The 9049-nt window shown below is 68.2% G+C and carries 8 protein-coding genes, 1 tRNA gene and 1 pseudogene; 4 read left to right on the top strand and 6 right to left on the bottom strand.

Annotated elements, in window-relative coordinates:
• Positions 1-187 precede the first annotated feature (187 nt).
• Positions 188-652: a DUF5980 family protein gene (locus J2S42_RS09260; RefSeq protein ID WP_307237549.1), complete on the top strand. Its 465-nt coding sequence runs from the start codon at positions 188-190 to the stop codon at positions 650-652.
• Between the two features lie 45 nt (positions 653-697).
• On the opposite strand, the gene J2S42_RS09255 is transcribed toward J2S42_RS09260, so the two are convergent.
• From J2S42_RS09255 to J2S42_RS09245, 3 genes are all read right to left on the bottom strand, one after another.
• A complete protein-coding gene (locus J2S42_RS09255) occupies positions 698-1288 on the bottom strand; it encodes a hypothetical protein (RefSeq protein WP_307237546.1) in 591 nt (196 codons plus the stop codon).
• A gap of 248 nt (positions 1289-1536) precedes the next feature.
• Positions 1537-3042, bottom strand: coding sequence for a UDP-N-acetylmuramoyl-L-alanyl-D-glutamate--2,6-diaminopimelate ligase (locus J2S42_RS09250; RefSeq protein ID WP_307237545.1), 1506 nt, complete (start codon positions 3040-3042; stop codon positions 1537-1539).
• Between the two features lie 17 nt (positions 3043-3059).
• On the bottom strand, positions 3060-4031 hold the full coding sequence (locus J2S42_RS09245; RefSeq protein ID WP_307237542.1) for a lipid II:glycine glycyltransferase FemX: 972 nt from the start codon (positions 4029-4031) through the stop codon (positions 3060-3062).
• Between the two features lie 263 nt (positions 4032-4294).
• Here J2S42_RS09245 and J2S42_RS09240 point away from each other — a divergent pair.
• The 3 genes and pseudogenes from J2S42_RS09240 (at position 4295) to J2S42_RS09230 (ending at position 6843) form a co-directional block, all read left to right on the top strand.
• Positions 4295-4378, top strand: a tRNA-Leu gene (locus tag J2S42_RS09240).
• A 194-nt stretch (positions 4379-4572) separates the two neighbouring features.
• On the top strand, positions 4573-5637 hold the full coding sequence (locus tag J2S42_RS09235; RefSeq protein ID WP_307237539.1) for a tyrosine-type recombinase/integrase: 1065 nt from the start codon (positions 4573-4575) through the stop codon (positions 5635-5637).
• A 38-nt stretch (positions 5638-5675) separates the two neighbouring features.
• Positions 5676-6843, top strand: a pseudogene (locus tag J2S42_RS09230) (IS3 family transposase).
• Positions 6844-7435: 592 nt separating this feature from the next.
• On the opposite strand, the gene J2S42_RS09225 reads toward J2S42_RS09230, so the two are convergent.
• The 3 genes from J2S42_RS09225 to J2S42_RS09215 form a co-directional block, all read right to left on the bottom strand.
• On the bottom strand, positions 7436-7729 hold the full coding sequence (locus J2S42_RS09225; RefSeq protein ID WP_307237536.1) for a hypothetical protein: 294 nt from the start codon (positions 7727-7729) through the stop codon (positions 7436-7438).
• 2 nt (positions 7730-7731) lie between these two features.
• Positions 7732-8013: a hypothetical protein gene (locus J2S42_RS09220; protein WP_307237534.1), complete on the bottom strand. Its 282-nt coding sequence runs from the start codon at positions 8011-8013 to the stop codon at positions 7732-7734.
• A gap of 414 nt (positions 8014-8427) precedes the next feature.
• Entirely contained in the window at positions 8428-9033 is a 606-nt protein-coding gene (locus J2S42_RS09215) for a DUF3732 domain-containing protein (protein WP_307237531.1), read from the bottom strand.
• Positions 9034-9049: the final 16 nt, after the last annotated feature.

The following is a 9049-nucleotide window of genomic DNA, read 5'->3' as shown; positions in this document are numbered from 1 at the left end:
CGCGCCTCGGGCCGGCTATCGCTGCCGGCACGGTCACACCAGCGCGCGCGACGGCCGCACCCGACCGGCCCACGCACCTCGGTGGCGACCGATGCACCGGGTCGTGCTCTGAATCCGGGCTGAGAATTTCCGGTTACGTTCCCGGGGTGCGGTGCCGCACCCCGTTCGGTCCTATCTGGAGGTAACCGTGACAGGACGTCGAAACCTCGCCCGTTCGGTCATCGGCGTCGCGGCCGGGCTGGCACTGGCCGTGACCATCGGCCCGCCCACCGCCGCGGTGGCGGCGGGTGCGTCGCCGGCCACGTGGCGGCTGATCGACCTGCATCAGCGCTTCTGTACGCCCACCGATCTCGGGCGGATCATCTACTTCCCCGTCTTCATCGACGGCACCTGGTCGCAGGAACTCCGGGTCAGGCTCGCGGACACTCCGCCCGGGTTCGAGCCCACGCCGGGCCCGAACGTCCCGCCCGGCCATTCGGACGGGCCCGGCTCGGTGGGTGCGGCGTCGGCCTGGATGCCTCCGATCCCGGTGAAGTCCGAGTTCGTGCTGACGGTGCGCGTCACCTCGGGCTCCCGGACGCAGGAGGTTTCGGTGTATCTCGGTATCGACGACGACTGGCTGAACTGCATCAATAACGGACCACGAGGCTGACACCGACACGTGGGGCCCTCGCCGTCGGCATCGCATCCGGGGCGGTCAGCAGCGGGGGAACGCCCGCCGCCAGATCCGCTTCCACCGCTCGCGTCCCGGGTCGTCGGCGAACGGGTCCCGGCGCGGCGTGAACGGCCCGACGCCGCAGGTGCGGCAGGCGCCGTGCGGGCTCGGGCGTTCGGTGCCGCAGGCGAGGCAGCGCACCGCCGGGTCGTACCCGGCGGCATGATGGGTGATGATTCTCCGCACCACCATCGGGAGCGGCTCGGCCGGGTGGCGCCACGGATCCGGGCAGTGCGCGAAGCCGATCATCGGCGGCGTGTCCCAGGGTGGCACCGGCCGGCGCGGGGATCGGTGCCCGGCCGCTTTCTCCCGGCGGCGGGTCTCGGCGTAGGCGGCGCGCAGCGGCAGCACCAGCTCGCGGGCCGCCTGCAGCTCGTCGATCGCGCGGGTGAGCGAGCGCGGGTCGTCGTCGAGGTGCTCCGGGATGCGTGCGGAGACGATCAGGTGGTGCCAGGTGGCATGGAATCCGTACGGCGCGAAGTGCAGCGCGCATTCCCGCAGCGCGCGCAGCCGGCGTACCGGTGCGAGGGTGTCGTCGCGGGCGCGGCGCGACTGCGCGGGAAAGCTGCTCACCCGCCGATCCTGGCCCATCGCCCGGATCGGGGCCAGCGGGATTCGGTGCGGCGGGAGCCGGGTGTCCGGGTGACGCGGGACCGGCTGCGTCGCGGCGGCCGGAGCGGAGCGCCAGCGGAGCCGGAGGCCTCCGCGCGGTTTGCCCGCGGGAGCACGCCGGCCGGTGCCGCCGGGAGCGGGAAAATCCGCTTCTTGAACGGTATTCCGTTCCTGGCGGCGGGATCGGATGCCCGCCGCCAGGGCGTGGGTCAGGACCAGCCGAGGCCGGCGAGGGCGGTGCGGGCCTCGCGGGCGTCGTTCCAGTCGATGTTGCCGGTGGCGAGGGCCTGGTACTCCTCGTGGCCCTTGCCGGCGAGCAGCACGGTGTCGCCGGGGGTGGCGTCGGCGAGCAGCTCGCGGAGGGCGTCGCCGCGGTCGATGACCACGCGGACGTCGGACGTGCCGGACTCGGCCTCACGGGTGCCGGCGACGATCTCGGCGGAGATCGCGGCCGGGTCCTCGTGGGCGGGGTTGTCCGAGGTGACCATGACGACGTCGGCGATGCTCGCGGCGATCCGGCCCATCGGGCGGCGGTTGCCGGAGTCGCGGCCGCCGGCGTGACCGAACAGCACCATCAGCCGGCCCTTGGTCTGGGCGCGCAGCGTGCGCAGCACGGTCTCCAGCGCGTGCGGCGTGTGCGCGAAGTCGACGAACACCTCGAACGGCTGCCCGGCGGCGACGGTCTGCATGCGGCCCTCGACGGTCGCGTACTCGGCCGCGGCCACGACCGCGTCGAGGTCGCCGCCGAGACCGACCGTGGTGGCGGTCGCGGCCAGCCAGTTCATCACGTTCATCTTCCCGGGCATCGCCGAGATCATCTCGCGGCGGCCCCACGGGGTGAACATGGTGAACCGGGAGCGGTCAGCGTCCACGCGCAGGTTCTCGGCCCACAGATCAAGATCTTTGGATTCCAGACCGTACGTGTACAGCGTCTCCGGCCCGCCACTGGCGATCAGCTTCCACCACTGGTCGTCCGCGTTGACCACGCCGAACGAGTCCGGGCCGCGCATCGCCGCCATCGCGAACAGGTGTGCCTTGGCCTTGGCGTAGTTCTCCATCGTGCCGTGGAAGTCCAGGTGCTCCGGCGTCAGGTTGGTGAACACCGCGGCCGAGAACGGCACGCCGCGGACCCGGTCCAGCTGCAGCGCGTGCGAGCTGACCTCGGTCACCGCGGCCTGGCAGCCGTCGGAGACCATCTGGGCGAGCATGCGCTGCAGCTCGCCGGCTTCCGGCGTGGTGAACCCGTAGTAGACCGGTGGGTTGCCGCCGCCGGTGGTCATGCCCACGGTGGTGAGCCGGCCGGTACGCATGCCGGCCTGCTCCAGCGCCGCGTGTATCAGGTGCGACGTGGTCGTCTTGCCGTCCGTGCCGGTGACGCCGACCATCTTCATGTGCTCGCCCGGGTGCCGGTAGACCGCGACCGCGAGATCGGCCAGCGCCGCGCGCGCGGACGGCACCCGCACCACGGCGGCGTCGCCGTCGAGCTCGACCGGGCCCTCGGTGACCACGGCAGCCGCGCCGCGCTCCAGTGCCTGTGCGACGAACCCGCGGGCGTCGTGGTTCGCGCCCGGGATCGCCACGAACAGGTCACCGGGTGACACTCGCCGCGAGTCGTGCGTTATGCCCGACACCTCGCGGGTGGCGTCGCCCTGCACGAGCGTGGCGGCGGGGACTTCCGCGAGAACCTCTTCCAGGTGCACCGTCGTTGTCCTCACTGTTGCTGCCCTGCCGGTCACTGCTGAGCCGGGGCCAGGCCGAGGCAGGGCATCTCCCAGGTGCCGAGATACTGCCGGTAACGGCCGCCGAACGACTGCTTGAACTCGGTGAACCCGGCCCACGGGTGATCCGGCTCGTCCTTGGGCGCCGCGCCGACGAAGTCGAAGACCTGCTGCCCGCGCTCCTGCGCCTCCAGCACCATTGTCGCCAGCATGACGGTTCCGGAGTGGAGTTTCCGCGCTTCCAGCAGGCTGCCGGAATGCGCGTAGTAGCGGGTCGTCGGGCTCTCGTAGACGATCGCGGCCGCGATCGGCTGCTCGCCGTGCTTCGTGATGTAGATCGTGCCCGCACCGCGCTCCAGCAGCGTCTTCGTCTGCCGCCGGTAGTAGTCGTCGTCGTGCGGGATCATGCCCGTGTGATTCGACACGTCGTGGATCATCTGAAGAAGAATCTCGACGTCGTCCGGGTTCGTGCTGGAAACGACGGAGATGTCCTTCTTGTAGGCGTTACGCCACCGATTGCGTACGTTCGGCGCGAACTCCAGAACCAGCTGGTCCTTCGTCTTACCCGGCAGGTCCTGCACCCAGGTCAGACCCGGCTGCATGTTCCGCTTCGACGGGAAATGCCCGAGCTTGACCAGATCGTCCCGGGTGACCGGCGCCCACGGCTCGACCCGGATGAACCCGGCACCTTCCTGCTTGCCCAGCTCCTGAAGCGCCTCGACCGCCCGCTCGAGCGCCGTCAGGTCGTCGGCGACCGGCCCGTACGGGCAGTACAGCCGGCAGGCGTCCCCGGCCCGCTCCACGATCGCCAAACACTGCCAGCCGTCACCCCGGCCGAAATACACCTCACGCCCGTTCGCACGCTGGAACGCTGCCCAGTGACTGCTCTGCAGGAAGTGCCCGTCCCGCGGCTGCGCGAACAGCTCCCGGTCCCACGCCTCCTCGTCAGTAACGCTCTGCCACGTTCCCGATGTTGTCTGTGACATAAACCCTGCCGTCCGGTCCCTGTGTCGAAGACGAGCCGCCCACACGTTTCGGCGGTGTCGACGCCCAAGCATTCCCTACCGTGCTATCAGAGCACCGCCATACCCTCCCCGCCACCGACCGATCGGTGGTTACCTGGAGTGATGAGGCGGAGGGGGTGGCCCCCGGTGAAGGCAGGGGTGGGGGCCGTGTAAAGTTCTCTCCTGTGCGGCGCTGAAGGGCGCGGAACGGGAAGCCGGACCGCAGTGGCGGGGTCGCAGTGCAAGTCCGGGTGGCGGAATGGCAGACGCGCTAGCTTGAGGTGCTAGTGCCCGTATAGGGCGTGGGGGTTCAAGTCCCCCCTCGGACACTTGTTCTAATCGAACTTATCAAGCCGCTGACCAGGCAGTTTATGGTCGGCGGCTTTCTCGTTCAGGGCTTCGGTTCTCCCCGTGGGAACACGGTGGGAACACGGGCCTTCCGGCGGTGTCACACGTGGCAGTGCTGGAGGGTGCGTGACTGCGTTCTGAGCCGGGTTGCCGCCATGAGTCCAGGGAAGCTGGCATGGCGACGATCGAACCCCGGAAGACACGAAACGGAAAGGTCACCCGGTATCGGGTGAAGTGGCGCACGGGTGGAACCCGGGCCGGTGAATGGGACGGAAGGACCTTCGACTCCCATGCCGAGGCCAAGACGTTCAAAGCCCTGGTAGATGCTTACGGGCAGACAATGCCTCCCGATGAGGTGCTCGTCGCGCGCGGCTTCGGCTACCTCGCGGCGACTGTGCAGGTGTTGCATGCGGACGATGCCGTGGAGGAGGCGCCGCCGGCGATCACCTTCGAGGAGTACGCGCGCGGCTACATCGACAGGCTTGTGCGGCCCAATCGTGAGACGAAGCGGAAGTATCTGGAACGTCTCGTCACGCACGTGTTCCCGGTGATAGGTGATCGGCCCATCGCCGCGATAACCCGCGGCGAGATGCGGCGCTGGCAGAACGGGCTGATCGGCAAGCTGTCCCCGAAGACGATTCAGAACATTCGAGGAGAGTCGGTTTCGCCGATTTTCGATGCGGCGTGCCTCGCTGGTGAGGATGATGAGCCGCCGCTGCGGTCCTACAACCCTCTGAAGGGCCTTCAGTTGCCGGAGAAGGTGCGTGCACCGAGGGAGATTGTGGAGGATCGTTCGGAGGCGCGGGTAGTGATTGAGGCTGCCTATGAGGTCGATCCGGAGGCGGCCGACCTGATGGTGATGCTGTTGTCCACGGGGATGCGGTGGGGGGAAGCGACCGCTGTGCCGGTGCGATCGGTGAACTTCGACCGCGGGACTGTCAGCATCCAGCAGGTGATGCGCCGCGAGCACTTCCGGTGGGTTCTCGTGCTGAAGCCGAAGACTGAGGACGGCTACCGGGAGATTCCAGTGCCGGCACCCGTCCTCGAGATGCTCAGGGCCCGGTGTGAGGGAAGGGCTCCGGACGCGTTCGTCTTCACGGCGCCGCGGGGTGGCCCGTGGGTGTATGAGACGTTCTACGAGGACCGCTGGGTCAAGATTCGTGATATGGCGGAGCGCAAAGGGCTGAAGAAGCGGATGACGATGTACGGGGGGTCTGCTGCACCGATAGGTGACATCTGAGATGGCTTGCCATGACGGTGAGCTGGGAGGATGTTGCTGTGCCCAAGCCCTACCCTCGTGAGTTCCGTGATGACGTCGTGCGGGTCGCCCGTGACAGGGACCCCGGCGTGACGGTCGAGCAGATCGCGAAGGATTCGGGGTTCACCCGATGACGTTGTTCAAGTGGCTGCGCCAGGCCGACATCGACGCCGGCGCCGAGCCCGGGGTGAGCCGCACTGAGGCGGCCGAGCTGCGTGAGGCCCGTAAGCGGATCAGGCTGCTGGAGCAGGAGAACGAGGTTTTGCGCCGGGCGGCGGCGTATCTGTCGCAGGCGAACCTGCCGGGAAAAGGCTCTACCCGCTCGTGAACGAGCTCGCCGCGGACGGGATCCCCGTCGCGGTGACGTGCCGGGTGCTGAACCTTGCTCGACAGCCCTACTACCGGTGGCTTGCCCGTCCGGTCACCGACGCCGACCTGGCTGCGGCCTACCGGGCGAACGCGTTGTACGACGCCCATCGCGACGACCCGGAGTTCGGCTACCGGTTCCTGACCGACGAGGCACGTGCCGCCGGACAGCCGATGGTCGAGCGCACCGCCTGGAGGATCTGCTCCGGTATGGGCTGGTGGAGTGTGGTCAGCCGCAAGCGGCGCCGCGGCAAGGGCACCAGGCCGGGTCCGCCGGTGCACGACGACCGCGTCAAGCGCGACTTCACCGCCGGTGGCCCGAACCGGTTGTGGCTGGCCGACATCACCGAGCACCGCACTGGTGAGGGCAAGCTGTATCTGTGCGCGATCAAGGACGTGTGGTCGAACCGGATCGTCGGCTACTCCATCGACTCGCGTATGAAGTCGCGGCTGGCCGTCAACGCCCTGCACAATGCCGTCGTCCGGCGTGGTGACGTCGCAGGCTGCGTGCTGCACACCGACCGCGGATCGCAGTTCCGCAGCCGGAAATTCGTTCGTGCTCTGCATCAGCACCGGATGCTCGGGTCGATGGGTCGTGTTGGCGCTGCCGGCGACAACGCCGCGATGGAATCGTTCTTCGGCCTGCTGCAGAACAACGTCCTCGACCGCCGGACCTGGCCCACCCGGCAGCAGCTGAGGACTGCGATCGTGACCTGGATCGAGCGGACCTACCATCGCCGCCGACGCCAACGAGGCCTGTCCCGGTTGACCCCTATCGAGTACGAGACCATCATGACCCCACCGGCCAGTCAGGCCGCGTGACTTGCCTGTCACCTATCGGTGCAGCAGACCCTCTTTTCAGCCGTCATGCGCTGGCGTTACGGTGACAGGTAGCCAGGAGGGGAGTACCTCACCAAGCGCTACTCCGGTCAGTACGGGCCGCCGACGCGGCTCCCGGATGGCCACCGCCGTATAGGCGGCGAGGGAGACCTCCGTCGAACAGCCGATCGTGCCTATGCGTACGGCCGGTGAGTTTCGCGGAGGTATCTCTGGCGCCTGCGGCGCCATATCCTCGCCAGCTCACTGGTGGTACCCAGGGAACGATCCGCGTGGACCTCCTGGAGCACCAGCTATGGGACACATCCTCAACGCCGCAGCAGACATCGCGAGCGTCATCGCCGCCGTCGCCGCGATCGGCTCCTGGCTTGCCAGCCGACCCCGCCGCCCTCGTCGGCCTAAGCCTGACGAGAACGCGTAACGGCTGCTGAGGCGCCGCGTATAGCGCACGAAGGACGGAGCGGCAGCCGAACAAGAAAACCTCGCTCGGCTGCTGCAACGCCAGCGGCTACGGATCGCTGATGTCTCATGCCTGAGGTGCTGCGGGCGTTCACGCGGCCACTCGCCGAGTGTCGCGTCAGGCGGCGTTGGACAAGGCGGCGTCGAGAGCCCGGTGCAGGGCTGCCCTAGTGGTGACGACGGTTCCTTCGGGTGCGGCGGAGCTTTGCTGCAGGCCGGTGAGGATGAAGTCCTGCATGAGCCGGGACGGTGTCGTTCCACGCCGGTCGGCTTCGGCTTCGAGCGCCTCGGACCATTCCGCAGGCAGCCGGACGGAGTGCACGATCTTGGCGCGGGGCCGCTCGGAGGCGACCTCAGCGTCGCTCCAGTCGTGGTTGTCGAGTGCCGCTTGGATGTCACTGTTAGCGCTCATCACTACCCCTTCAGCATCCGCATGATCGATGCGACCTCGAGGTCGTCGAGGTACCGTCCTCCGACGACCGTGTACTGGTCGTCGTGCTCCGGGGTGATCTCGATCAGCGCCACGGCGAGCCAGCGCCCTTGCCGGTCCGCGCCCGCGACCTGGAGAACCGCCCCGATGTGCCGGCGAACCACGGGCCTGCTCTGACGAAGCACGAACACCGCGTCCTGCCAGGCCACCCCGGCGGCACCCAGTGCGGTGTAGCTGTCATCGCTGAACTCGTAGCTCTCCTCCACCAGCCTAGTGTAAACGTCGCGTAAACGATGCCGAGATCGGCCTTTCGGGCATCCCGCCACCGACCTATTCGCGAGCAGAGGAGCTGCCTGGACCTGGCTTTCCCGTCTAGCCCGGTCACTCACGGCGAACGTTGCCGCAGGGCTCGGATCGTCACCGATGTCGCCGAGGCGGCGTACCGATGGCGATCCGGGTCATGCAGCCGTGCTGCCGTCGACCAAGAAAGCCACTTACTGAATCGATATGCGTGCGCCTGCATCCACGCCGGTCAGCGCGCTGGCGAGGCCGAGCCCATCGCGCAGTTAGGTGCCCTGAGCCAGCAGCGGACGGAAGGCTGGCGTGTGCGCTTCCCACCAGTCAGCGCTCAATTGCGACGGCCAGGCCGGTCGGCTGTCGAAGACGTAGGTGAGGCCATGTCAGAACAGCCTGCCGTCGCTGAATGCGTCGCCGTCATCAGGCGTCGGATCGACAGCGGCAGTGCCGCCGTCAATCCACTCGCGCGGGACCAGGGCACCCTGGCCGCGGCGCCACCGCTCGACAACGGCCGTACTGAAGACAGGGGCCTGCAGGTCGGCGTGTTCCATCACGATTACTTGCAGTCCGGGAGCCAGGTTCGTGATGACCTCGGTGATCACTTCAAAAGCTCGTCTCAGCGAGGTGCGGTCAGCTTCACGTTCAGGTTCCGGGCCGGCGTTCTCGTAGTCGGACGGGAAGTAGACCGGTGAGGGCTGGTCGAGGATGAGGAGTCGGGGGACGGGTAGGTCGTGTTCGGCGAACCATTCGTGCAGGCTCAGGAGCGTGGCGAGGTGGTAGCCCAGCCAGTTCCCTCCGCCGCCCATTTCGTTGAGGCGTACGGGCCGGGCGTCGGTGTCCGCGATGATGCTTCTGCTGCCGTATGCCGCGCGGCAATGGTGCCGGCTCCTTACCGGTGACCGGGGTCCTGCTTTGTCGCGGATTCGGAGGCCGGCTGCTTGTTCGTGCACCCGCCGGCCGGGATGGACGCGATGGTCATTGCGGCCCATCGTGCTGCGCTGGGCG

This window comes from Catenuloplanes indicus, from assembly GCF_030813715.1.
Classification (GTDB): domain Bacteria; phylum Actinomycetota; class Actinomycetes; order Mycobacteriales; family Micromonosporaceae; genus Catenuloplanes; species Catenuloplanes indicus.
This window is presented reverse-complemented; position numbering and strand designations above follow the sequence as displayed.

Bases quoted from the DNA above. Each gene is read 5' to 3' on its own strand.
- J2S42_RS09245 (WP_307237542.1), bottom strand. From the start codon at position 4,031: ATGTCACAGACAACATCGGGAACGTGGCAGAGCGTTACTGACGAGGAG.
- J2S42_RS09235 (WP_307237539.1), top strand. From the start codon at position 4,573: ATGGCGACGATCGAACCCCGGAAGACACGAAACGGAAAGGTCACCCGG.
- J2S42_RS09225 (WP_307237536.1), bottom strand. From the start codon at position 7,729: ATGAGCGCTAACAGTGACATCCAAGCGGCACTCGACAACCACGACTGG.
- J2S42_RS09215 (WP_307237531.1), bottom strand. From the start codon at position 9,033: ATGGGCCGCAATGACCATCGCGTCCATCCCGGCCGGCGGGTGCACGAA.